Here is a 24936-nt window from a genome sequence, read left to right as displayed (position 1 = left end):
TTAATAGGGGTCTCCTTTCATAAGAAGGCGGTCAAGACCGAACGTCGGGCGTCCAAGTCTTGACCGTCGATTCTGCTTTAAGGGATCAACCGCCGGAATGCGCGCTGCCTTCCTGCGCGGTGCCCGCTTGGCCTTGCGTCTTGTCGCCGCCGAGGCCGAATACGTGGATTTTGGGCTTCGTTCCGCCAGTCGTAAAGGTGACATATTCCTTGCCGTCGACCGTGAAGATCGAAGGGGCGGCTTGAATATTATCGCCGGTAGTTTGGAAGGTCCAGACCACTTTGCCCGCTTTGATATCGAGGGCGTTGATCTTGCCGTCCAACTCGCCGAAGAACGCCAGTCCCGAATCCGTGCTCGTCAAGCCGCCGCGCTGCGTGTCCGTCGTCTTGATCTGATAGGCTTGTTTACCGGTGTCCACGTTGATCGCGGTGACCGTTCCATAAGCCGTTGCCCCTTCGACTGCGTCTGCCGCGGTACCGAACGCAGCCGCTCCGGGCAAGTCCGGAGTTGCGGCTTCCGCTTCGGACTTCGCCGTCTTGAACAGGGAAGGGGACTCGACTCCCGGAATCAGTACGTAATTCGAGTTGGGGTCGTAAGCTTCAGGGGCGTAGTTCTCCCCGCCAAGCACTCCGGGATATCCGACTACCCCTTCCGGAGTCGGGTCTTTGTGATCGATCTTCGCGAAAGGAATGCCATCCCATACCTTGTCCCCTGTAGCGGCATCCCAAGCGAACCAAAGGCCGGACTTGCCGCCTTGGACGACCAGCTTCTTTTTGGCGCCTTTAACGGTAGCGTTGATGATCATCGGAGACGCCGCGGCGTCGTAGTCCCACAAGTCATGGCTGACTTCCTGCTTGGCCCAGACCAGCTTGCCGGTCATCGCGTTGACGGCGACGACAGAATCGGTGTAAGGATTAGCTCCTTCGCGATTAGCCCCGTAGAAGTCCGGAGCCGGGTTGCCCACCGCGAAGTACATGATATCCGTCTCTTCGTCGATCGCGACGGGATCCCATACCGCTCCGCCTCCTTGGAACTTGCTCTTCGCCAGCCAATCCTCGCCCTTAGGAGGCACGGTCCAGAACGGGGAATCCCAAGCCGGCGTCAGGTCGCTTGCTTTGAACGCCGCTACGAAGCCTCGAACGCCGTTGTCGCTGCCGCTGCTTCCGATATAGACGTTCCCCTTGTAGTACTGAGGAGCCGTCGTCTCGTAGTAGCCGTTCTCTAGCGTCACCCCGTCGATATGGTCGGAGAGCTTGATCATTTTGATTAGCTGGCCGGTCTTCTGATCGAGGGCGATCAGCGAATTGTCTACCGCCAACGTGAAGACTTTGCCTTCGCCTACCGCCACGCCGCGATTCGCGATGATCCCGGCTTTGGAGAAGTTGGCGGCCTGCTCCGCGTCCGGCTTCCAATGCCAGATGGTATTGCCGGTAACGGCGTCGAAGGCGAATACCTGGTTGCCTGCCGTTGTCACGTAGATAACCCCGTCGACGACGACCGGATACGATTGATTCCCGTTCTTGACGTCCGCGTCGAGCGTCTTCAGATCCGCGGACCAGATGACGCCCAGGTCCTTGACGTTATCTGCGGTGATCTCCTTGAAAGGGACATGTCGGTTATTGGCCAGCGTGTACCCATAGGAGCCCCAATTCTCAAAGGATGTGCCGGTCGCGCCGGTTGCGGCAGGCGAGCTGGGCGCGGATGCGGAGGCGCTGGACGTCGGCGAAGGAGAAGCGTTGTTATTGTTGTTGTTGCTTGAGCAGCTGCTCAGCACCATCACCAGGGATAACGCTGCTCCGATTGTGGCATGCGTTTTTTTCACGGTCGTAACCTCCAAGAAGTGGGTATGCGGTTGCTTGAATCTCGGGAAGATCCGGCTTCCTGCAATCTTCGCTGATTATGGTATTTCCAAACGAACGCAAATTATGTCAAGGAAATGAAGATGGACGATTAATTACGAGTGGAAGCGGGGGGCAGGAACAAAAAAAGCGCCCTCCCGGCTTCCTTTGGATGGGAAGCGGTAGGGCGGGCCTTCTCCTATGAACGGAATATTAGGACTGGAGCTCCGGCTCGGGTTCGCCTTTCGATTCGGACGCAACGACCGTGTCCTTGGCTTCCTGCTGGTCGAATAGCCGTCCCAGCTTCCAGCCGATTCCGATATTCACTACCGCCATTGCCGAGAACAGGACAACGTCTCCCCAAGGCTCCGGCATCAAGAGGTCGGCAAGAAGCCAGCCTCCGGTCATCGAGAGTCCCATCCATGCGCCCTTCACCGCAGATTTCATGATCCGCATAACCTCCCGGTTGATTGCTTTTCTCCTCAACACCATGATATGTCGAGGACAAGCGCATTTATGCCGGAAGAATCGTAAAGCCGCGAGACTTGTTCGCTTCTGTCGTACAAGCGCGCCCCAAAAAAACCGGAGCGGTCTCGAATCCGTTACGGTTCGAAGCCTCTCCGGCTGATCAAGATCTGTTCCTCCTTATAGACCTGCAGCAGGCGTTCCTTCAGCATTAAGTAGGAATCGTGCCGGTACCAATCCGCGACGTCCAGCTCCCGATACCGCTCCGACAGGCCGAGGCGCCCGGTTCGCTTGCCTCCGCTTCCGTCGCCCATGAAGTAATCGTCGAGACAGATCCGATCGACAACGGGATGCAGGACGGCGGGGAACATCTCGCTGCTGGGCAGGAGGGGGGCGATAGCGGCTTGGGTCGGAATCCCGGCGTCGCGCAGCTTGCCGAGCGCTTGCAGCCGTGCGGCGATCGGCGGCGCGGACGGACTGAAAGCCTTGCGGATGTCCTCCCGGTCCGTCTCGACCGTTACGCTGACCCGAACGCGTTCTCCAAGCCGACGCAGAAGATCGATATCTCGGGTAACAAGAGGACTTCGCGTTTGAACGAGGAGGAATGCGGGAGGCTGGTCGGCCATGACCTCGAGAAGGGACCTCGTCACCCTTTCTTTATACTCGACCGGCTGATAAGGGTCGGTGCTCGAGGACATGAAGATCGTGACGGGTTTGCCCTTCCCCAGCGCTTTCCGGTAATCCTTCTCGAATACAAGCGCGGCGTCCGCTTTGATATCGACCCAAGTTCCCCATTCTTCTCCGCGGAACGTCGACACGGGCATACTTCTGACATAGCAGTAGGAACAACCGAAGGAACAGCCGGCGTAAGGATTCAAGGAATGGCTGTACCCCGACAGGAACCCCGTTCCGGCGTTCAGCATCGACTTCGGGACTTTGCGCAGGTAGGAGACTCTCTCGCTCATGATGGAATTCGCTCGTCGGTCGCGGAACCGCCTTCAACGTTCACCAATCTCCAATGCAATTCGGCGTTGTTCAATCCGATTCTCCTTCCGTTCTGATTCGTTATAGATAACAGTATAGCAGAAGCAGAGGGGACGGGAAGGAATGTTCGCTTCCACGTCGAATTTGTAAAAAAAATAGATTTGCAAGAGGTGCATGATGACGACTATTCTCCTGCCTTCGCATGAACTGACGCAAGCGATCGAAGCTTCGGAGATCGATTATATGAGCGACCGCATGGCGGCCATACAGGGTAGAAACGGCAACCCGGAGGGAGTGGAGATAAGGCGCTTCGGGCAGGCGGTCGCCTTCTACAGCAAGACGATGCCGTGGCCTTCGTTTAATACGGTCAAAGGGTTAACCGCGCAGGAAGTGGATGTTATCGAGCCTATCTTAGCGTTTTATCGCGCGAGGGAAAGGAAGGCTCAATTCGAAGTATTGCCCTCGCTGGCCGAACCGAGCTTGCTGAAGCGGCTGGCGGATCATGGCCTATATCAATCCGGCTTTCATTCCTCTTTATACATCGTGCCAAGACCTTCCCTTGAGGCGAAGGACGAGGATGATTCCATCGTCATCCGCGAGCTCAAGGAAGACCAGTTCGAGCTGTATGCGACGATTCATTGCCGGGGAACCGGCTTGCCCAACAGCGGCATTCCGCATGTGGCCGAGAACAATCGAGTCTTGTACCGACGGCCCGGGTGGAAGTTCTATGCCGCTTACGTTCGAGGGGAGCCCGCCGCCGTCGGCGTTCTCTATATGAAGGATCGCGCGGCTTCCTTGACCTTCGCGGCCACCTTGCCCGAATACCGCAACCGCGGGCTGCAGAGGAGGCTGCTCGACCATCGAATCGAGATTGCCTATGAGCATCGGTGCGAGCTGGCCGTCGGCCAATGCTCCTTCTTATCCCAGAGCCATCGGAACATGGAACGGGTCGGGATGAGACTCGGCTATGTTCGCGACGCTTGGACGGAGAGATAAGTGGGTCGCAGAAACGCCGAAAAAAGACCGCTCGGACGCGCGCTTGACGCACGGTCGAACGGTCTCTTTTATGACCAAGTCTTATTGTTCCTCGGTTCCGTTCTCCAGATAATCGTAGCCGTCGACTACCCATTCCAGAGCGCCCGTCTTCGGATCGATAATCATGCCGTGAACCGGCGTGCCGGGAGGAAGCAGCGGGTGCTTGCGCACGATGTCGACGGATTTCTCCACGCTCGCCTGAACGTTCTCGAAGCCGGTCAGCCATCTGTCGAAGTCGACGCCCGAATGGTGGAGAGTCTTGATGGTATCGGTGGAGATGCCGCGTTCCACCATGTGGCCGACGACCGTCTTCGGGTCGATCCCCGTCATCCCGCAATCGTGGTGGCCGCAGATGACGACTTCGTTCGCGTTAAGCTCATACAAGGCGACGATGACGCTCCGCATGATGTTGCCGAAGGGTGCGGTGATAATCGCGCCGGCGTTCTTGATGACCTTCGCATCCCCGTCATGGATATTGAACGCTTTGGGAAGCAGCTCGGTCAAGCGGGCGTCCATGCAGGTGACGACAACGAGGCGTTTGTCCTGCGGCTTCTTCGGCCAATATTGTTCGAATTCCTTGTTCTCCACGAAGGCTCGGTTATGAGCCAGAATCTCGTCTACTCTTCTCATGATAACCTCCTAGAATCGAATGAGCGGGCCTGATCATGCTTATAGGGAAGTCGTTGCATTCCTTCGATCCCGAACGGCCAACCGATTCGTATAGATCTGCCCGTCGCTCGCCAAGGCGAAGGCTCGGAGCCGCTCGTCGTACGTAATGCGCATTCTCTCTTCGAAGAAAATGGCGTGTCTCGGCTCGTACCATAGCGGGATCGGGACGCTGACCGCTTGAAGATCATCCTTCTCCGGCGCGTCGACCTGCCATAGAGCAGGCACTCCGTTCATCGCGCAGCCGCAGCCCTCGCTGTCCGATACGAGCTTCCATACGGAATTCGAATCGCCTGTTCTGGCTCTAAGTGCAGCAACGGCCGCTTCGCTCCATTCTATGATCATTGCGCTCATCCTCTCGTTGGACAGGCAGGATGCCCTCGTTCGTCCATTATGTTGATTATAGATATCATGGAAGGTATGATCAAGAGGCGCAGCACTTTCTGATAGGGAAGGACGGATCGAAATGAACGGAACGGCCAACGATACGGCCGCGAAGCTGGAACGCTTCCGCGAGCTGATGAAGCAGATCAAACAGTACGAAGAGATACTAGCCACGATCTATTGGGATATGAGAACGGGAGCCCCGCGCAAGGGGATCGAGCTTCGCTCCGAAGCTTACGGCACGCTGTCCGCCGAGAGCTTCCGAATCGCCACGTCGCCGGAGATGGGAGAGCTGCTCGCGGCGCTCTCGCAGCCGGAGGTTCTGGGAACGCTGGGACCGATCGACCGCAAGCTCGTGGAAGAGACGAGCAAGGATTATGAACGCAACCGCAAGCTCCCGCCGGAGCTCTACCGCGAATACGTCGTCCTGACGTCCCAGGCGGAATCGGCTTGGGAGAGCGCGAAGGAGAACAACGATTTTCCGGGCTTCGCGCCGTATCTGGAGAAGATCATCGAATTCAACCGCAAGTTCATCGAGCTGTGGGGCGTGAAGGGAACGCCGTACGACACGCTGCTCGATATTTACGAGCCGGGAATGACGACGACCAAGCTGGATCGGCTGTTCGGCGAGCTGAGAGCAAGGCTGGTGCCTCTTGCCGAGAAGATCGCCGCCCAAGGCGACAAGCCGGATACCGGCTTCCTGAAGGGGACGTTCGACATCGCGGCCCAGAAGAAGCTCAGCCAATTCGTTCTGAACCAGATGGGCTTCGACTTCGAGGCGGGACGCCTCGACGAAAGCGCGCATCCGTTCGCGTCCGGCCTGAACCCGGGGGATGTCCGCATCACGACGAAGTATTATGCCAACGATCTCATCAGCGCGTTGTTCAGCACGATCCATGAGGGCGGACATGCGCTGTACGAGCAAAATATCGCGCCGGAGCTGGCGGGAACGCCGCTCTGCACCGGAACGTCGATGGGCATTCACGAATCCCAGTCCAGACTCTGGGAGAACATGGTGGGCCGAAGCCTGAGCTTCTGGAAGCGTTACTTCCCGGATCTGCAGAAGCATTTCCCGGGCCAGTTCGAGCATATCGACGCGGAGCAATTCTATCGCGGCATCAACGTGGTGGAGCCGTCGCTGATTCGCATCGAAGCCGATGAGCTGACGTACAACCTGCACATCATGATCCGTTACGAGATCGAGAAGATGATCTTCAATGAAGGCTTGACGGCGAAGGAGCTTCCCGAAGTATGGAACGCCAAGTATAAGGAAGCGCTCGGCGTCGTGCCGGGCAGCGATGCCGAAGGCGTTCTGCAGGACGTTCACTGGTCGGGCGGCTCGTTCGGGTACTTCCCGTCGTACTCGCTAGGCAATATGTACGCGGCGCAGATTCTGAACGCCGCGAAGAAGCTTAAGCCGGATCTGGAAGACCGGATCGCCGCCGGCGAGCTCGCTCCGCTTAAAGATTGGCTGACCGAGGGCGTCTATCGCCACGGCAAGATGAAGGAGCCCTCCGAGATCATTCAAGAGATCACCGGAGAGGCGCTGAACTCCCAGTACCTGTGCGATTACCTGGAAACCAAGTATAACGACGTTTATCGGTTGAAATAACGGAATAAGAAGGCAATGTCCCGAATATTCTTCCACCGATAGGCTTCGCGGAGCCAGGCTGCGGGGGGCTGCAAGAGATCCGCAATCCTGCCAAACCGAAGACGAATCTTTAGTCATCTTCTAAGCAACAAGTCATAGAATGGAAGGGAAGAGCTTGTGCACGGAGACATTTTAGTCACTCTAGACGAATGTCCTGCATAGACTTAATTGACTTGATTGTATGGAGGAGGTCTACCGAATGGCTATTGCGGATAAACGGCTGCAACGCAGGGAGATCATCACGAAAGCGGTTTGCGGCAAAGGCCGGAAGTTCTCGACGATTACCCACACCGTGACGCCGCCGCACCATCCTTCCAGCATTCTGGGAGCATGGATCATCAATCATCAATACGAGGCGGCAAAATCGGGGGGCGGAATCGAGGTAATCGGGTCTTATGATATCAACATCTGGTACTCTTACAACAAGAATTCGCAAACCGACGTAGCCAAGGAAACGATCTCCTACGTTGAGCTAGTGCCCCTGTCTTATGTAGATCCGAGGCACCGCGCATCCACGGAGGAAGTGTCGGCGGAAGCCACGCAAGAACCTAACTGCGTGGAAGCAACCATCAGCTCCGGCGGCGGAGCCGTGCTCATTCGCGTTGAGCGCGAGTATGCCGTCGAGATGGTTGCCGAGACGAAGGTAACGGTCATCGTCGATCCGACCGGATTTGACGATGATGCCAAGGATGCCGACTTCGGCCTGGAAGACGGCGATTTCGAGGATCTCGATTCGGATCTGCTGGAAGACGATCTGTAAGCGGACCATGGCGTGGTCGGTACTTAAGCTTATGCCGATGAGGGAGAACGCGCGAGGGCGGGTGCCCTGTCGTATCATCGAAACTAGCCTATTCTTCGCGGTGCGGAAACATAGCCGCACCGGAGCAGCAATCGGGAAGGGTCATTCGGCTTCGGCGTCCATACGCCGGCGGGACGGCCCTTCCCGTATTTCTTCGCGATATCGCTTGTATAAGTTTCACGCTTATCATTACCTATATCGTCATCGCAAAGCTTCTCCGGCGTCAAAGGACGCCGAAGGCGTATTTGCTTGGGCGGGGGAGGTTGCGCGTGGCGGGACGGGTATGGCTGCTGACGGAGGAGAACGGTCTGGGGCTGTCCGGCATCTCCGGCGTGCTCGAAGGGGCGCCGGGACCCGGCGAGAGCGTTGGCGGGGATGCGATCATTCGGCTGGGCAGAGGAGCCGGCGATTCCGATCCGCGCCTTGGACAAGCGAGAGAGGCGTGGGTCTGGAACGAGAAAGCGAATGAGGTCGCCTCTCTTGAAGCCGAAGAATGGGAGAGAAGATTAAGAAGGGAAGGCTTCGTGGCGAGCCTTCCGGAATCCGCGGAGTCCGGTGCCCCAGGGGGAGCAAGACGCAGCGGCAGAAGGCTTCGCCCGGAACGGAGTCTTCTGCCCGGAGTCTGGGGAGCCGGCATCGGGGCCGATCGGAACGCCATGGAGAGCGGCTTCCGGGTATCCGTCTTCGGTCTCGGCACCGCCCTCGTCGTGCCTTCTCCCATCGAGTTCCGCCGTCCGCTGGAATTGGAGCGTAGGCTGGCAAGGGCTTCCGCTCGGGCTCTCTACGTGCTTGGCTTGGACAGCGGGACGGTGTGGTGGAGGGTCGGACGCGACGGCAGGCTCGGCGCGATAACGGATCTCTCCCCCTGGCTGGTTGAAGAAGGGGAAGAATGGAATCTCTTGCTGGCGGAAGGGCTGGAAGCGTTCGCGCTTCAATGGAGAAAAGAAGCGCTTGAGCCGGTTCGGGTTCGCCTTGGCGCCGATCCCGAATTCGTGCTGCTGTCTCCCGAAGGGAAGATCGTTCCGGCTTCGAGGTATCTGCCGAAGCGAGGATCGGCGGGCTGCGATTCGATGAGGGTCGGCGGCACGATCCGCTGGCCGCTCGGCGAGCTGCGCCCCCAGCCGGCGGAGGAGCCGCGCGAGCTGGCCGCCTCGATCCGGCGGCTGCTCTCGCTTGCCGCGGAGAGGACGTCCGGCGCGGCGGTGAGGTTTCGCGCCGGAGCCGCCCCGGTGCGCGGCATGCCGCTGGGCGGCCATCTGCACGTCAGCGGCGCGGCGTTGACCGGCGAGCGCCTGCGCGCGCTCGACAATGCGGTCGCCCTGCCGCTCCGGCTTCTGGAGCCGGCGGAGGCGAACCGCCGCCGGCCGCGTTACGGCTCGCTCGGCGATTTCCGCCCGAAGAGCCACGGCGGCTTCGAATATCGCACGCCGCCCAGCTGGCTGGTCTCGCCTCTGCTCGCGCGCGGCACGCTGGCGCTGGCGAAGCTGGCGGCGGAGCATTCCCGGCAGCTGGCAGGCAATCGGCCGCTGGACGAAGACGGCATGCGCGACGCCTTCTATGAAGGCGACCGCGAGAAACTGCTGGAAGGAGCGGAGCGAATCTATCGATCTATCCAATCTACGCCCGCTTATGCCCGATACCGGGAGGACGTCGACCCTCTGTTCCGCGCGATCCGGGAAGGCCGGCATTGGGACGAGGCTACCGATCTGCGAAGCAAGTGGCGCATTCCTCACGTTCCCGTCCCTGACCGCTAAAGCCTTCTTCTGGTGCCAAGCCGGGGATTATGGTACGCTTGGATCGACATTTACAACAGGTCTGCGAAGCAAGGCTTCCAATGAGGCAATCGCAGGCGGAACGGACGGGACGAACAGCATGACGGAGCGGTTGCAGAGAGACTCCACGGAGACGGAAAGACGCAAGAACGAGCACATCGAGCTATGCCTGACGGAGGATGTGGAGAACCGCTTGACGGGGGGCTTCGAACGATACCGCTTCCGCCATCTGGCGCTGCCGGAGCTTCGCTTCGAGGAGATCGGCACCGCCGCTTCCTTCCTGGGGCGTCCGCTCAGCGTACCTTTGCTGATCAGCTCGATGACGGGCGGGACGGAGGAGGCGGCTAGGATCAACCGTCACCTGGCGGAGGTCGCGCAGAAGCGGGGGTGGGGACTTGCCCTTGGTTCCGGCAGAGCCGCCCTGGAGAGGGAAGACGCGGCCGAGTCGTTCCGGATGCGCCGGTGGGCGCCGTCCATCCCGATACTCGCCAATCTGGGAGCGGTGCAGCTGAATCTCGGCTATGGACCGGAGCATTGCCGCAGGCTGGTGGAGCTGATGGAAGCGGACGGTCTGGTGCTGCACTTGAACGGCCTTCAGGAAGTGTTCCAGCCGGAAGGAGACACCGACTTCCGCGGCTTGCTCGGCCGGATCGAGAGCGTGTGCCGCGAGCTGGAGGTGCCCGTCGGCGTCAAGGAAGTCGGCTGGGGCATCGACGGCGATACCGCCAGAAGGCTTCAGGAAGCCGGAGTCCGCTTTATCGACGTCGCCGGCGCGGGCGGCACTTCCTGGAGCCAGGTGGAGAAGGCGCGGCTTCGCGACGAGGTCCGGCGCCAGGCGGCCGACTCGTTCGCGGATTGGGGCATCCCGACGGCCGAATGCCTTATCGAAGCCAGGCAGTCCGTTCCTTCGGGCGTGCTCATCGGCAGCGGAGGCATCAAGAACGGAGTCGACGCGGCGAAGGCCTTGGCGCTCGGCGCCGATCTCGTCGGCTTCGGCCGCTCCCTGCTCGCGGCGGCCGTCGTCTCCGCGGAGAGCCTCGATCAGCGTCTCGCCGTCATCGAATACGAGCTGAAGGCGGCGATGTTCGGCATCGGGGCGGCGAACCTGGACGCGATTCGCGCGACGGGGAGAATCGCCCGAATCGGGTAAGCTCAGACCGTTTCTTCCTTCCTCGCTCTAAGGAGCTCCTCAAGGAATTGGACGAAGCGCAATCTGAGCTTTTTTGCTATAATCAAAGGATACCAAAACGATCATCTTCGCCAAACCGTCCGAATCGGAGCGGAAGGCGAACGGGTTCAACCGTAGGAGGATTACGATGGCCGGTTATACGCCGATGATGCAGCAGTATCTCTCCGTCAAGGCGGATGCGCAGGATGCGCTGCTTTTTTTTCGTTTAGGCGACTTCTATGAGATGTTCTTCGAGGACGCCGTTACGGCGGCCAGAGAGCTGGAAATTACGTTAACGGGGCGGGAAGCGGGCCAAGAGGAACGCATTCCGATGTGCGGAGTTCCCTATCATTCCGCGGAAGGATACATAGCGAGACTGGTAGACAAAGGCTACAAGGTCGCGATCTGCGAGCAGGTGGAGGATCCCGCGACAGCCAAGGGAGTCGTCCGGCGCGAGATCGTCCGGATCGTGACTCCCGGCACCGTCATGGAGACGAAGAGCCTAAGCGAAGGCTCGAACAACTTTATCGTCGCGGCCGCCGAGCATGACGGCCGATTCGGCTTGGCTGCGTGCGACCTGACGACGGGCGAGCTGTACGCGACCTCGTTCCCGGTCTCGAAGGAGACGATTCTGAACGAGCTGAACGTCTATCGTCCTTCCGAAGCGGTAGGCGATGCGTCCGCCCTGCGAAGGTTGAAGGAAGAAGCGGCCCGGAGCGGACAAGAGCTGCTCGGAACCGAAAGGGACCAGCCCGGCGACTCGGACACGCTGCTGAGGACGCAGTTCCCCGGGGTGGACTGGACCAGGCCGGAGGGGATCCGCAAGCTGGCGATCGCCCGGCTCGTCGCTTACCTGGGCGAGACGCAGAAGCGGTCGCTCGGGCATCTCCAGTCGGTGAAGTTCTACGATCCGAAGCAATACATGGCGCTTGACGCCTTCACGCGCCGCAACCTTGAGCTGACGGAGACCGTGCGGGACCGCTCGCGCAAAGGCTCCCTGCTCTGGCTGCTGGACAAGACAAGAACGGCGATGGGCACCCGGCTGCTGAAGCGCTGGATCGACCAGCCGCTGCTGGATCAGGCCTCCATCGAAGAGCGCCTCGATGCCGTCGAAGCGCTTCATGGCAGCTGGATGGAACGGGAAGAGCTGCGCGAGGAGCTCAAGGAAGTGTACGACCTTGAGCGCCTCGTCGGCCGAATCGCTTACGGTACGGCGAACGCTCGCGATCTGAACGCGCTTAAAGCGTCGCTGCAGCGCGTTCCCGCCATTCGGGCCGTCTGCGAGAGGCTCGATTCCGCCCCGCTCGCGAAGCTTGCAGGCGGATTGGACGACTGCGCGGACTTGGCGGAAGCGATCGGCGCAGCCATCGCCGACGAGCCGCCCGTGTCGGTCCGCGAAGGCGGGTTGATCCGGACGGGCTACGACGCGAAGCTGGACGAGCTTCACGTCGCAAGCAAGAACGGAAAGACGTGGATCGCCGAGCTGGAGCGGCAGGAGCGGGAAGCGACCGGCATCAAGTCGCTGAAGATCGGCTTCAACAAAGTGTTCGGCTACTATCTGGAAGTGACGAAGGCGAATCTGTCGATGCTGCCGGAAGGCCGCTATGAACGCAAGCAGACGCTGGCCAACGCGGAGCGGTTCGTCACTCCGGAGCTGAAGGAGAAGGAGACGCTGATCCTGGAAGCCGAGGACCGGATGGTCGACCTCGAATATTCCCTGTTCGCCGAGCTTCGCGACCGGATTGCCGCTCAGATTCCGCGCTTGCAGAAGCTGGCGGAGCAGATCGCCTCGCTGGACGTGCTGCAATCGTTCGCGGAAGTCGGTTCCGAGAAGCGGTACACGCGTCCCCGGTTCGAATCCGGCTATGACCTCACGGTGAAGGAAGGGCGCCATCCGGTCGTCGAAGCGGTCTCGGAAGGCGTGACCTTCATTCATAACGATACGTCCCTCACGAAGGACGACGGATCGATTCTGCTGATTACCGGGCCGAACATGGCCGGGAAGAGCACCTATATGCGCCAGGTCGCGATGATCTCGATCATGGCCCAGATCGGCTGCTTCGTTCCGGCGAAGCTCGCTCAGTTGCCGCTGATCGACCGGATCTTCACGCGGATCGGCGCCGCGGACGATCTGGTCGGCGGACAGAGCACGTTCATGGTCGAGATGAAGGACATCCAGGTCATGACCGAGCAGGCGACGGACCGAAGCCTCATCATCATCGACGAACTTGGGCGGGGCACCTCGACCGACGAAGGAATGGCGATCGCGCAAGCCGTCATCGAATACGTTCACGACGTCATCGGGTGCAAGGCTCTCGTGTCTACCCACTTCCACGAGCTGGCTCGGCTGGAGGAGTCGCTTCGGTCGCTGCGCAACGGCTGCATGGCGGTGAAGGAGAACGCCGACGGCGTGACCTTCCTGCGCAAGCTGGTGGCGGGCGCGGCGGATTCGAGCTACGGCATCTATTGCGCCCAACTGGCGGGATTGCCGCAGTCGATCGTCTCCAGAGCGTACAATCTGCTGGAGAGCGCGGCTGCTTCGGAGATTACGGACGAGCCGCGGATGCGGGCGCCGGCTCCGGCCATCGTGCGGGAATCCGGACCGGCAATCGTCACGGAGGAGGCTAGCCCCGAATCGGCGTCCGAATCCGAAGCGGGAGCTTCGCCTGAGCTCGATGGGACGGCTGCCGGCGCGCCAACGGCTCCGGATTCCGGGATCGTACAGCTGTCGATTTTCGAAGAACCCCCGAAGCACGAGAGAACGAAGAAAGCGTCGCCCGCGGCGGACAAGCTGGCGGACAAGCTGCGCAAGCTGGACATCATGCGACTGTCGCCGCTGCAAGCGCTGGAATGGTTGAACGATGCCCGCAATCAACTTATCGAGATCGGAGACTCCCAAGGATGAAGAAGACGAAGAAGCTTCGCCCCGCTATCCTGCTCTTGACTCTTACCGCCATGCTCGCCGGAACCGCGCCATCCGCGCTCGCCGCGACAACCCAGCAAGTCGAAGACGTCAAGCAGCTGCTCGAGCAGTATCATTTGACGGCGCCTTCGGAGGAAGCCCTGAACGACGCCGCCATTCAAGGAATGGTGCAATCGCTGCAGGACCCTTATACGCAATATTTCACGGAAGAACAGTGGAACGACTTCACGAGCAGCCTGGAATTGCAGTACGTCGGGATCGGAGTCGTCCTTCAGGACGATCAGAATCAAGTCTATATCGAAGACGTGATCCCGGACAGTCCGGCCTCGAAGGCGGGCCTTCAGCCGGGCGACGCGATCGTCTCCGTTAACGGCGTCGCCATGACCGGCAAGAAAGCGGGCGACTTAGGGGATATCCTGGCCGGCCAAGAGGGCAGCGCCGTGAAGCTGGTCGTGAACCGCAACGGCGCTACCGTCACCGCCAACCTCACAAGAAGCGGCTTCCAATATCCGATCGCGACTTCGCAGTCGATGGGGGAGAGCGTGCAATACCTGCAGCTCACCCAGTTCTCCACCGGAGCGGCGGACAAGTTCAAGGAGGAGCTGTCCAAGCTGGAGAAGGCAGGAATGAAGTCTCTTATCATCGATTTGCGCAACAACGGCGGAGGTTATCTGAACGAAGCGCAAGGCATTGCCGCGAACTTCATTAAGGAAGGAGTTCTTGCCCACCTGATCAACAGCAAGGGCGAGGACATGCCGGTCAACATTACAGGGGGAACGGAGAAAAACTATTCGGTCTACATTCTGACCAACGGCCATTCGGCCAGCGCCTCCGAGCTGCTGTCCGGCGCGCTGCGGGATTACGGCGTGGCGAAGCTGATCGGCTCCAAAACGTACGGCAAAGGCGTCGTTCAACAGCTGATGGAGGTTCCGTCCGGCGGCTATCTCAAGGTGACGAGCGAGCAGTATTACACGCCGAAGGGAGTCCAAGTCAACAAGAAGGGCCTCTCTCCGGACTTCGCGGTGGACGGAGAGCTGCAGCAGCTGCTCGCGGCCTTCCGGCAAGCCGGCGGCACGAAGTTGGCGCTGACGGCCGGCAAGGGCTCGATCGTGCTGAACGGCGTTCGCATGTCTTACGCGGATTCGGTCGTTCGCAAGAACGGAACGGCTTATCTGGATCTGAAGCTGGCCGCCGCGCTCACGGGAGCGACGGTCGGCTACGATAAGGTGACGCAATCGATCGTCTTTACTCGCAATCAACAATCCATCAAGGTCAAATCGAATAAAGCCGGACTTTATCTTATCAATGGCGTCAGCTACGTAAGCCCATCGCTTCTCAAGACATGGGTTCCTTCGGTCCAATATTCGGACTCGAACGGATTGCTTAAAGTAGGTTTATAATCAGCTGAAAAATAGATAACGAGGAGAGGAGGAGATCGGGATGGGGATCATCAAGCTGCTTGACGAACATCTGGCGAATCAGATCGCGGCGGGCGAGGTCGTCGAGAGACCGGCTTCCGTTCTGAAGGAATTGATCGAGAACGCGGTCGATGCCGGAGCGACAACGATCGACGTCACGGCGGAGGAAGGCGGACTGTCGCTTCTTCGCATCGTCGACAACGGCCGCGGGATCGAGCCGGACGATCTTCGCACCGCCTTCCAGCGCCATGCCACGAGCAAGATCTCGACGGGCAAGGACCTGTTCCAGATCGTCACGCTCGGCTTCCGCGGAGAAGCCTTGCCGAGTATTGCGGCCGTCGCGAAGGTCAGAGTCGTGAGCGCCTCCGACGACAGCGGCTTGGGAAGGGCGCTCGAGATCGAAGGAGGGACCGTCAAGCACGAGGGGGACGCCGCCGCCACGCGAGGCACCGACATGTCGGTGCGCGAGCTGTTCTTCAATACGCCCGCGCGGTTGAAGTACATGCGGACGGTGCAGACGGAATTGAGCCATCTATCCGACGTCATGTACCGGCAAGCGCTGTCTCGTCCGGATATCGCGTTCACGTTCGCCCATAACGGGTCGACCCTGCTGCGGACGACGGGCAACGGGGACCTGCGCCAGGTCATCGCCGCCATCTATGGAACGGCAGCGGCCAAGGCGATGGTCGAAGTGAAGGCGGAGCATCTGGATTACAGCTTGACCGGGCTTACGGCGATGCCGCTGGAGACGCGTTCCAATCGCAATGCCATCACGGTGCTGGTGAACGGGAGATATGTCCGCAGCCCGGCGGTCGTGCAGCCGCTCTTGCAGGCGTATCATACGCTGCTGCCGATCAACCGTTTCCCTTTGTCCGTGCTGAATCTTCGCATGCACCCGACGCTCGTCGACGTCAACGTTCACCCGGCCAAGCTGGAGGTTCGCTTCAGCAAGGAGAACGAGCTCCGCGCCTTCATTGAAGAAGCGGTGCGCAAGGCGCTCGGCGAGCAGACTTATATTCCGTCCGGCGCGGCCGTGCGGACGCCCAAGACCCAGACCTGGGTGCAGGAGCAGATCCGCTTCCAGGTGAATCCGGCGAGCGACGCCGCGGCCCAGTCCGCTGAAGCGGCCAATCCGCAGGCGTCTTCCGCGCAATCGCCGGAGCCGTACCGCCAAAGCGGGAACTCGTACAATCAAAGTCCGAACTCGTACAATCAAAGTACGAACTCGCTGGAGGAGCTCGTATTAAGGGAGCTTCCGGCCGCCGCTCCTTCCGAGCGGAAGCCGGGAGGGAGCGGCGAAGGGGCTCGGCCGTCGGTTCCCGCCCCGTCGTACGCGTCTCGTTCGACGGCTGCCGGCTCTAAACCTTCGTCGTCCTTCTCCACCTATCGGACATCTTCCGAACGGATGAATGCGGACGCGAGGATCCCAGAGAACGTCTGGCAGGCCGCCTTCGCCGCTCCCGAGAAGGAAGCGAAGCCGGCGGAGTTCCCCGAGCTGTATTGGGTCGGACAAGCGCACGGAACCTATATCGTCGCCCAGAACGAGACCGGGCTCTATCTGATCGATCAGCACGCGGCCCACGAGCGCATTCATTACGAATTTTATTACGATAAGTTCGGACGCCCTCAGGAAGCGAGCCAGGAGCTGCTTCTTCCGGTAACGCTAAGCTTCGCTCCGGACGAAGCCGAGGCGATTCGCGCGCGTCTGGCGCTGTTCGAACAGGTCGGGGTATATCTTGAAGAGTTCGGAGGCAATACCTTTATTATTCGCGCGGTGCCGCATTGGCTTCCGGACGGGGACGAATCGGACATCGTGCGCGAGATGGCGGACTGGGTGCTCAAGGAACGGGGAGTGGATCTGTTCAAGATTCGCGAGAAAGCGTCCATTCTGTGCTCCTGCAAAGCGTCCATCAAAGCGAATCAAGCGCTGACCCGGGAATCCGGGGAGGTTCTGTTGAAGCGGCTTGCCGCCTGCAGACAGCCTTATACTTGCCCTCACGGGCGTCCGATCGTCATCAGCTTCAGCACCTACGAGCTGGAGAAGATGTTTAAGCGGGTGATGTAATGATCGTAACGACGATAGAGAAGCCATCCGCGGAGACGATCGTCCGGGCCAAGCGGCTGGCCGAAGAGCTGGGCAGCCGGTACGTCGGCCGAAGGCGTGAGACGATTCGCGGATTGGAGCGGGCGAAGCCGGAAGCGGCCGACGGCGTGCTCGTCGTCGGACCGAACGAGCTGAGATTCGTGAGCGGAGAGTCGCCGCCGCTCTTCTTCCATCCCAGCATGGCGCTTGTCCGGTTGAAGAGGCTGCTGGAAGGGGATACGGATTCTCTCCTTCGGGCGGCTCAGGCGGTTCCGGGCGACGTCGTTCTCGATTGCACGGCCGGGCTCGCGTCCGATGCTCTCGTGCTCTCTTACGCTGTCGGAGCGAGCGGCCGGGTTCTGGCGCTGGAGGCGTCCCGCGTGCTTCACACGGTCGTGCGGGAAGGCTTGCGGCAATATGACTCCGGCATTCCGGAGGTCAATGAAGCGATGCGCCGGATCGAACCCGTGCACGGCGAGCATCTGTCCTATTTAAGATCGCTGCCGGACCGCAGCGTCGACATCGTCTTCTTCGATCCGATGTTCTCGAAGCCCGTGATGGAATCGGCTTCGCTCTTGCCGCTGCGTTCGGTCGCGCACGATGAACGGTTAACGGAAGAAGCCGTGGCGGAGGCAAGAAGAGTCGCGCGTAAGAGAGTGGTACTCAAAGAGCATAGAGACAGCAAGGAATTCGGCAGATTGGGCTTCGCGAGGAGCCGGCGGACGGCATCCTCGGTCGCTTATGGAGTGATAGAAGTTAATGACGTTAAATAACGCAAGATCAACAAGCATTCAGCTGGATGCATCCATGGAAGAAGCGGATTCTCGGCCGCCGCTCCTCGTTCTCGTCGGCCCGACTGCCGTCGGCAAGACCGCGCTGAGCCTCCAGTTGGCGAAAGCGCTTGGAGCCGAGATCATAAGCGGGGATTCGATGCAGGTGTACCGCGGGATGGATATCGGCACCGCGAAGCTTCCTCTGGAAGAGCGCGAGGGCATTCCCCATCACCTGATTGACATATGCGAGCCGTCGGAGACGTTCTCCGCGGCGGATTTTCAAGCAAGATGCACGGATGCGATCCGCGACATCCATTCGCGGGGCAAGCTTCCCATGATCGTCGGCGGCACGGGCTTATACGTGGAAGCAGTGTGTTACGGCTATCAGTTCCAGGATTACGGAAGCGACGAGACGTTCCGCAAGCGGATGAGCGATTACGCGAGAGAATTCGGGGCCGAAGCGCTCCATGCGCGATTGGCCGCGGTCGATCCGGAGACCGCAGGCAGGCTTCACCCGAACGACGAACGGAGAGTCATTCGCGCGCTGGAGGTCTACGAGACGACGGGCAAGCCTTTGTCCGAGCTTCAGAGCCAGAGCCGGGGAGACGCCAAGCGGTCTCCGTACAAGCTCTGCCTGATCGGCTTGACGATGGATCGCGACCGGCTGTACGAACGAATCAACGAGCGCGTCGATCTCATGTTGGAGCAAGGCTTGGTGGATGAGGTAAAAGGGCTGATGGATAAGGGAGTCCCGCTATCCTCCGCCGCTCTTCAAGCGCTGGGCTACAAGGAGATCGTCCCGTACCTGACCGGCGAGCTCGATTACGATTCGGCGGTCGCACTGCTAAAGAGGGACACCAGGCACTTTGCGAAACGACAATTGTCCTGGTTCCGGCATATGAGGGAGCTGGAGTGGGTCGACCTCGACTCTCTTCCAAAAAACAGCGATCTTTTCAAAGAGATCTGTGGTATAATAGCAGGAAAGTTTCCTTTCGATATTGAATATATTTGTTCATAAACCATATGGCGATGGGGGTTACGGGTAATGAATAAGTCCATAAACATCCAGGATACGTTCCTGAATCAGCTGCGCAAAGACAGTGTCCCTGTCACCGTGTATCTTACGAACGGGTTTCAAATTCGCGGAATCCTGCGCGCCTTCGATAATTTTACTATCGTAGTCGATAGCGAAGGCCGTCAGCAGATGATCTATAAGCATGCGATCAGCACGTTTATGCCTCAGCGCAGCATCTCTCTGCAGCAGCAGGATTCCGGTTCGGACGCCTAAGCACGCTTCTGCTCGCAACCGATTTTTGAAACTTTTCACCCCTAGTCAGCGTCTAACAGAATAGACCGGCCACTCGAACAACCCGTTGGTGGGTTGTTCTTCTTTGTGGCGGGGTAGAGAGAAAAAAGGACAAGAGAGACATCCTGTAACAAAGGGGAGATTCCATGAGATCTTCAGAACAGACACCCAAGACTGGACAACCGTCGAACTCGCCTAAGAAAGGCAGCGGCAAAAAGAAGAAAAAGCGAGGCAAGGTTTGGCTGTGGATGTTCTTCGTCGCGCTCCTTGCGGTCGTATGCGCCGTCGTCGGGTATTTGCTCATCATTCTGAACGGGGAGAGAATCCTCAGCAAGAATATCGATAAGCTGAACGATATGGAGCAAGCCTCCAGAATCGTGGATGCCTCCGGGAACGAGCTCTCGAAGCTGTACGTCAGCGGAGGCAATAGAGAGTACGTCATGATCAAGGATATTCCGAAGGAAGTCCAGCAGGCGTTCGTGGCAACCGAAGACAAGCGCTTCTACGAGCACAGCGGCGTCGACCTCTGGGGCATCGGACGGGCGCTCGTGAAGGACGTGATCGCCCGCAGCGCGGTCGAAGGCGCGAGCACGATCACGCAGCAGGTCGCGAGGAACATTTTCCTTAACGCGGACAAGACGATTTTCCGGAAGGGCACGGAAGCTTCCATCGCCCTTGCGCTGGAGAATCACAAGTCGAAGGACGAGATTCTGGAGCTTTACCTGAACCGGATCTACTTCGGCAAGGGGCAGTGGGGCATCAAGACGGCCGCGAAGTACTACTTCGACGTCGATAATCTCGAGGACCTCAAGCTATGGCAGATTGCGACTCTAGCCGGTATCCCTAAGGGACCGAACATCTACAATCCGATCAATAATCCGGAGAAGTCGATGGATCGCCGCGGCGTCATTCTCTCCCTGATGGAGGATCAAGGACTGATCACCGAGGCCGAGAAGCAAGAGGCGATGGCGGTGGAATACAAGAAGCCGGCATCGGCCAAGAGCAACTCCGAGTTCACCACTTATATCGATTACGTCGTGCAGGAAGCCCAAGACGTAACCGGTTGGGATGAGGAGAAACTGTTGACCGGCGGCTACACGATCGTCACGACGATCAACACGGACGCCCAGAAAGCGATGGAGAAGGAATTCGCGAACGACGCGAACTTCGAGAAAAGCGAAGACGAGACGCAGATCCAGGGCGCCATGGTCATCATGGACCAGCACGACGGCTCTCTCGTCGCCATGGTCGGCGGACGGGATTACGAGCAGAAGGGCTGGAACCGCGTCACGAAAGCGCGCCAGCCGGGGTCTTCGTTCAAGCCGATCGTCTCCTACGGACCGGCGATCGAGTCGGGAGACTACTTCCCTTGGTCGATTCTGCGGGACGATAAGATCTGCTATAACAACGGCAAGTACTGCCCGACCGATTCGAACTCCAAGAAGTACATCGGAGCGGTCTCGATGGCGGATGCGATCCGGGAATCGCGCAACCAGCCGGCCGTCTGGCTGCTCAACGAGATCGGCGTGAAGACGGGCGTGAACTTCGCGGGCAAGCTCGGCATCGAGCTCGGATCGGATGACCGCAACCTCGCGATCGCGCTCGGCGGCTTGACGAACGGCGTATCGCCGCTGCAGATGGTGACCGCCTACGGCGCTTTCGCGAACGGCGGAACGCTGGAGACGGCGCACAGCATCTCGAAGATTACGGACTCCGCCGGCGATACGGTATATGAATTCAAGTCCAAGGCGAAGCAGGTCATGAAGGAGACGACGGCGTATTACGTCACCGATATCATGAAGGGCGTCGTCGCGGGAGGAACCGGCACCAAGGCGAAGGTCAGCGGCCGCACGGTCGCCGGCAAGACCGGCACGACCCAGCTTGGCCTGAGCGGAGTGAAGTCGAGCGGCAACCGCGACGTCTGGTTCGTCGGGTATACGCCGGAATGGACCGCCGCCGTCTGGATGGGCTACGACAAGACCGATAAGGATCACTACGTGAAGAAGAGCAGCGGCCAAGCCGCCGCGCTGTTCTCGAAGGTGATGTCCGCCGGCCTCAAGAACGTGAAGAAGCAGTCGTTCCCGACGCCGTCCTCGCTTGAGGAAGAGAAGCCGACGGCTCCCGGCGCGATCACGGGCCTGGTCGGCACCTACAACACCGAAGACGTGGCGGTCGAGCTGAACTGGACGAGCGCGGGAGACGGCTATACCTATAAGGTCTACCGGAAAGATAATTCCGGCGCTGGCTTCGTCAACATCGGCGAGACGGCGGAGACGTCTTGGATCGATAATTCCATTCTGCCGGAGGTGACCTACACCTACTACGTAACGGCATACGATGCCGAGACGAAGCAGGAAGGAGAACCGTCGCAGTCCGTATCCGTGACGATCACGACCGATCTGGAGCCGACTCCAAGCCCGGGCGAAGAGTCTCCTCCGATCGACGTTCCTTCCGAGGGTCCTTCCGAGCAGCCGTCCGAATCCCCGAGCCTACCGCCCGGCGAAGGAGGAGGCGGCAATTCCGGAACCCCTGGCGGCTCCAATCCGCCGAGCGAATCGCCGCCTCCGTCGCCTAGCTCGACTCCGTCCGTACCGGCCAACGGGGGAGAAAATCCCGGCACCGGCAATGGGAACGGGAATGGCGGCGGTAACGGGAATGGAAACGGCACTACGGCAAGCACGGGCGATAATTCCGCCAAAGGGGTCGCCATAAGCGCGGCGACTCCGTAACAAAGGAGAGGGACAAGCGAGATACGGCTTGTCCCTCTCCCCCTCTCTACATAACTTTTCACGGATAACACAAGGAGGAACCACCCATGATCTGCAAGCGAATCACGACAGAAGAGCAGCTGAAGCAAGCGCAGTACGTACGGGGCGAGGTGTTCGTCAAGGAGCAGAACGTCTCTCCGGAGCTGGAATGGGACGAATACGACGTCTCGCCGGAAGCATGCCGACACTATCTGGCCATCGATGACGACGGGACGCCGATCGGGGCATCCCGATGGAAGGAGTATGAACCGGGGATCGCCAAGCTGCAGCGGATCGCCGTGCTGAAGCCTCATCGCGGCCGCTCGATCGGAAGGCTGCTCGTGGAGACGATGGAGGAAGGAGCGCGGCAGGAGGGCTTCAAGGGCGCGATCCTGGATGCCCAATGCTCGGCGGAAGCGTTCTATCATAAGCTTGGCTACAAGACCTTGTCGCCCGACATCTTTATGGATGCGGGTATCCCGCATGTCCGAATGGGCAAGAAATGGGAGGAGTAACGTCCGTTTTCACTGGCTTCTGACAGATTAGCCTGTCGTTCACTGGTGAGAATAGTGAACTTGTGGTAAGCTTTGTGTAAATCATTTTCCGGAGACGAAATCAGTCATGAAACGTAAATTTTCAGATAGGGCGAATTGGCGCCGAATTCTCAAGAAGAGCTATGCCTGTATTCCGTACGACGACCCGAGCTTTCGGGGATTCGTGACGCTGTACAGAATCCATGAGCTGCGCGACCCCTTATGGAAAGAATACAACGGGCGTAGAATGTGTCTCGCGGACAAAGGATACTTGTGGATGCAGCATTTTCCCCGAGGCGAGCACTTCGTGGTCACGACCATGTTCGATGACAAAGGAAGGGTCGTGCAATGGTACATTGACATCTGCAAAACGCAAGGCTTGACCGATCAGCAGGTGCCGTGGTTCGACGACCTGTACCTGGATATCGTCGTGCTTCCGACGGGAGAGACCTTGCTGCTCGACGAGGACGAGCTGGAGGAAGCGCTGGACGAAGGGCATATTACGGCCCGGGATTCCGCGATGGCGCAGAAGACGGCCGGAAGGCTGCTCTCCTTGATCCGGCAGAAGCGTTTCCCTTACTTCGATATGAGCCTTCATCACCGCAAGGTTCTGCTTGAACAGCTTGGCTGGGAGCAGGGCGCGCGATGATGGCGACCGTCGGCACGGATCAAGCGGCGGTGCGTTCCCGGTCAAGGAGTTACCTGAAGTGGGCGATCCGCCTTGTCGCGCTGGGCGCCGCCGCTCTCGTCATCTGGTGCGGCTCTTTATGGTGGATCATTAATCGTTACGAAGGCTTGCCGGCGCAAGGAACGCCGAAGAAGGCGGATGTCGGCATCGTGCTGGGAGCGAGATTGTGGCAGGACAAGCCGAGTCCCGCGCTCGAAGAACGTCTCGATCAGGCTCTGTCGCTGTATCGTTCCGGCACGTTCGAGCATTTTCTGCTGTCCGGGGGAATGGATGCGGAAGGCGGGAAACTGACGGAGGCGGAGGGCATGCGCGATTATCTGTTGGGCCAAGGCGTCCCGGCGGAGGCGATCGTGCTCGAATCGAACTCCCACAGCACCTACGACAACCTGCTCTTCAGCCAGCGGATCATGAAGGAAGAGGGCTGGAGCCGGGCGGTCATCGTGACGCATCAATATCATGGCTCAAGGTCGCAGGATATCGCGGAGTATCTGGGTTACCAAGACGTACAGGTGAGCGTTACGGACAGCAAGGTGCTGAACATGGCGTATCATCGGACAAGAGAAGTATTGGCCTATACCAAATGGCTGGGCGAGAAGTGGTTATTGCATGGAGGCTGAAGTCCCGGAATAGATTGAGGTAGCGGCATGAAGCAAGCATCGGCCGACTTCAGCTCTTGCGGGGTGATGGCGTTGAACATCGGCGCGAGATATTCCGATAGCGGGAATCGGGCTCAGTCCCGTCCCTCCAGGCAGATTAACGTCGTTCTTAGATCCAATGATGGAGTCGGCGCTTCGGCGGCGGCTTCTTCTGACGCCATGGCCCGATCGATCCCGGCCTCCGGCCCTTGGCTGGAGTGGCAGAGAGAGCTCGATAAGATGACGGGGCTGGACAATGTAAAGGCCCTTGTGTACGAGATTTACGCCTTGCTGCAGATCGCTCATTTCCGCAGCGATGCCGGGCTGTCCAGCCAGGCTCATGTCTACCATATGATCTTCAAAGGGAATCCGGGCACGGGCAAAACGACGGTGGCGAGGCTGCTCGCGAGACTGTTCCAAGGGATGGGACTGCTAACCAAGGGGCATCTTGTCGAGGTAGAGAGGGCGGACCTCGTCGGGGAATACATCGGACACACCGCCCAGAAGACCCGGGATCTCGTCAAGAAAGCTCTCGGAGGGGTGCTCTTCGTGGATGAGGCGTACAGCCTTGCCCGCGGCGGGGAGAAGGACTTCGGCAAGGAAGCGATCGATACGCTCGTGAAGGCGATGGAGGATTACAAGAATCAATTTGTTTTGATCCTGGCCGGGTATACGATGGAGATCGATTTTTTCCTCATGACGAACCCCGGGCTGCCTTCCCGGTTCCCGATTCAGATGGAGTTCCCGGATTACACGCCCGACCAGCTGATCCAGATCGCGGAGGGCATGGCGAAGGATCGGGAATATATCTGGCTTCCGCAATCGCTGCAGCGCATTCGGCAGTTGATCCTGCAGGAGCGCGAGGATTCCCCCTTTCACTTCAGTAACGCGAGATTCGTGCGCAACATGCTGGAGAGGGCGATCCGCAATCAGGCGGTGCGGCTCCTGATGCAATACCCGGAAGCGTCTCCCGGCAGGCAGGAGCTCATGACGCTGAAGCCGGAAGACCTGACGGAAGAGAAGCGCGTTTAGCATGAGGGGAAAATAAGTTCATAGACGATAATGGAG

General features: G+C 59.4%; 21 protein-coding genes. 16 read left to right on the top strand and 5 right to left on the bottom strand.

Annotated elements, in window-relative coordinates; genetic code table 11:
* Positions 1-85 precede the first annotated feature (85 nt).
* The 3 genes from ELR57_RS18200 to ELR57_RS18190 all read right to left on the bottom strand — a co-directional run bounded on the left by ELR57_RS18200 (position 86) and on the right by ELR57_RS18190 (position 3268).
* On the bottom strand, positions 86-1822 hold the full coding sequence (locus ELR57_RS18200) for a pyrroloquinoline quinone-dependent dehydrogenase (protein WP_126960504.1): 1737 nt from the start codon (positions 1820-1822) through the stop codon (positions 86-88).
* A gap of 229 nt (positions 1823-2051) precedes the next feature.
* Entirely contained in the window at positions 2052-2285 is a 234-nt protein-coding gene (locus ELR57_RS18195) for a hypothetical protein (RefSeq protein ID WP_126960503.1), read from the bottom strand.
* 155 nt (positions 2286-2440) lie between these two features.
* On the bottom strand, positions 2441-3268 hold the full coding sequence (locus ELR57_RS18190; RefSeq protein ID WP_126960502.1) for an SPL family radical SAM protein: 828 nt from the start codon (positions 3266-3268) through the stop codon (positions 2441-2443).
* A 193-nt stretch (positions 3269-3461) separates the two neighbouring features.
* Here ELR57_RS18190 and ELR57_RS18185 point away from each other — a divergent pair, with 193 nt between their 5' ends.
* Positions 3462-4283: a GNAT family N-acetyltransferase gene (locus ELR57_RS18185; RefSeq protein WP_370452296.1), complete on the top strand. Its 822-nt coding sequence runs from the start codon at positions 3462-3464 to the stop codon at positions 4281-4283.
* Positions 4284-4364: 81 nt separating this feature from the next.
* Here ELR57_RS18185 and ELR57_RS18180 read toward each other — a convergent pair whose 3' ends face one another.
* Both ELR57_RS18180 and ELR57_RS18175 read right to left on the bottom strand, forming a co-directional pair.
* Positions 4365-4952, bottom strand: a complete 588-nt coding sequence (locus tag ELR57_RS18180; protein WP_126960500.1) for a beta-class carbonic anhydrase — start codon at positions 4950-4952, stop codon at positions 4365-4367.
* Between the two features lie 39 nt (positions 4953-4991).
* A complete protein-coding gene (locus ELR57_RS18175) occupies positions 4992-5333 on the bottom strand; it encodes an iron-sulfur cluster biosynthesis family protein (protein ID WP_158630060.1) in 342 nt (113 codons plus the stop codon).
* A 121-nt stretch (positions 5334-5454) separates the two neighbouring features.
* On the opposite strand from ELR57_RS18175, the gene ELR57_RS18170 reads away from it, so the two are divergent.
* The 15 genes from ELR57_RS18170 to ELR57_RS18100 all read left to right on the top strand — a co-directional run bounded on the left by ELR57_RS18170 (position 5455) and on the right by ELR57_RS18100 (position 24900).
* Positions 5455-6984 (top strand): carboxypeptidase M32, encoded by a 1530-nt coding sequence (locus ELR57_RS18170; RefSeq protein WP_126960498.1) that lies wholly within the window; start codon positions 5455-5457, stop codon positions 6982-6984.
* Between the two features lie 238 nt (positions 6985-7222).
* Complete coding sequence (locus ELR57_RS18165) at positions 7223-7783, top strand: outer spore coat protein CotE (RefSeq protein ID WP_126960497.1); 561 nt, start codon at positions 7223-7225, stop codon at positions 7781-7783.
* A gap of 308 nt (positions 7784-8091) precedes the next feature.
* Complete coding sequence (locus tag ELR57_RS18160) at positions 8092-9576, top strand: putative amidoligase domain-containing protein (protein ID WP_126960496.1); 1485 nt, start codon at positions 8092-8094, stop codon at positions 9574-9576.
* Positions 9577-9694: 118 nt separating this feature from the next.
* Positions 9695-10744 (top strand): type 2 isopentenyl-diphosphate Delta-isomerase, encoded by a 1050-nt coding sequence (gene fni / locus ELR57_RS18155; RefSeq protein ID WP_126960495.1) that lies wholly within the window; start codon positions 9695-9697, stop codon positions 10742-10744.
* A 166-nt stretch (positions 10745-10910) separates the two neighbouring features.
* A complete protein-coding gene (mutS, locus tag ELR57_RS18150) occupies positions 10911-13667 on the top strand; it encodes a DNA mismatch repair protein MutS (RefSeq protein ID WP_126960494.1) in 2757 nt (918 codons plus the stop codon).
* Complete coding sequence (locus ELR57_RS18145) at positions 13664-15085, top strand: S41 family peptidase (protein ID WP_158630059.1); 1422 nt, start codon at positions 13664-13666, stop codon at positions 15083-15085. Before mutS ends, ELR57_RS18145 begins: the two co-directional genes overlap by 4 nt.
* A 40-nt stretch (positions 15086-15125) precedes the next feature.
* On the top strand, positions 15126-17168 hold the full coding sequence (mutL, locus tag ELR57_RS18140; protein ID WP_126960492.1) for a DNA mismatch repair endonuclease MutL: 2043 nt from the start codon (positions 15126-15128) through the stop codon (positions 17166-17168).
* Positions 17168-17959: a class I SAM-dependent methyltransferase gene (locus tag ELR57_RS18135; RefSeq protein ID WP_126960491.1), complete on the top strand. Its 792-nt coding sequence runs from the start codon at positions 17168-17170 to the stop codon at positions 17957-17959. Before mutL ends, ELR57_RS18135 begins: the two co-directional genes overlap by 1 nt.
* 34 nt (positions 17960-17993) lie before the next feature.
* Positions 17994-18977 (top strand): tRNA (adenosine(37)-N6)-dimethylallyltransferase MiaA, encoded by a 984-nt coding sequence (gene miaA, locus ELR57_RS18130; RefSeq protein WP_126960592.1) that lies wholly within the window; start codon positions 17994-17996, stop codon positions 18975-18977.
* A 27-nt stretch (positions 18978-19004) separates the two neighbouring features.
* Positions 19005-19247 carry an RNA chaperone Hfq gene (hfq, locus tag ELR57_RS18125; RefSeq protein ID WP_126960490.1) on the top strand — a complete coding sequence of 81 codons (243 nt, stop codon included), beginning with the start codon at positions 19005-19007 and terminating at the stop codon, positions 19245-19247.
* A 164-nt stretch (positions 19248-19411) separates the two neighbouring features.
* On the top strand, positions 19412-21994 hold the full coding sequence (locus ELR57_RS18120) for a penicillin-binding protein 1A (protein ID WP_126960489.1): 2583 nt from the start codon (positions 19412-19414) through the stop codon (positions 21992-21994).
* A gap of 86 nt (positions 21995-22080) precedes the next feature.
* Positions 22081-22527, top strand: a complete 447-nt coding sequence (locus ELR57_RS18115) for a GNAT family N-acetyltransferase (RefSeq protein WP_126960488.1) — start codon at positions 22081-22083, stop codon at positions 22525-22527.
* Between the two features lie 106 nt (positions 22528-22633).
* The gene (locus ELR57_RS18110; RefSeq protein ID WP_126960487.1) at positions 22634-23194 is read left to right on the top strand and encodes a ribonuclease FAU-1 family protein; all 561 of its coding nucleotides are present in this window, start codon (positions 22634-22636) and stop codon (positions 23192-23194) included.
* Positions 23191-23850 carry a SanA/YdcF family protein gene (locus tag ELR57_RS18105; protein ID WP_238162586.1) on the top strand — a complete coding sequence of 220 codons (660 nt, stop codon included), beginning with the start codon at positions 23191-23193 and terminating at the stop codon, positions 23848-23850. The genes ELR57_RS18110 and ELR57_RS18105 overlap by 4 nt, the downstream gene beginning before the upstream one ends.
* 27 nt (positions 23851-23877) lie before the next feature.
* Positions 23878-24900 (top strand): AAA family ATPase, encoded by a 1023-nt coding sequence (locus tag ELR57_RS18100; protein WP_370452295.1) that lies wholly within the window; start codon positions 23878-23880, stop codon positions 24898-24900.
* Positions 24901-24936 lie beyond the last annotated feature (36 nt).

The sequence above is a fragment of the Cohnella sp. AR92 genome (assembly GCF_003990975.1).
In the GTDB taxonomy this organism is placed as follows: domain Bacteria; phylum Bacillota; class Bacilli; order Paenibacillales; family Paenibacillaceae; genus Cohnella.
This window is presented reverse-complemented; position numbering and strand designations above follow the sequence as displayed.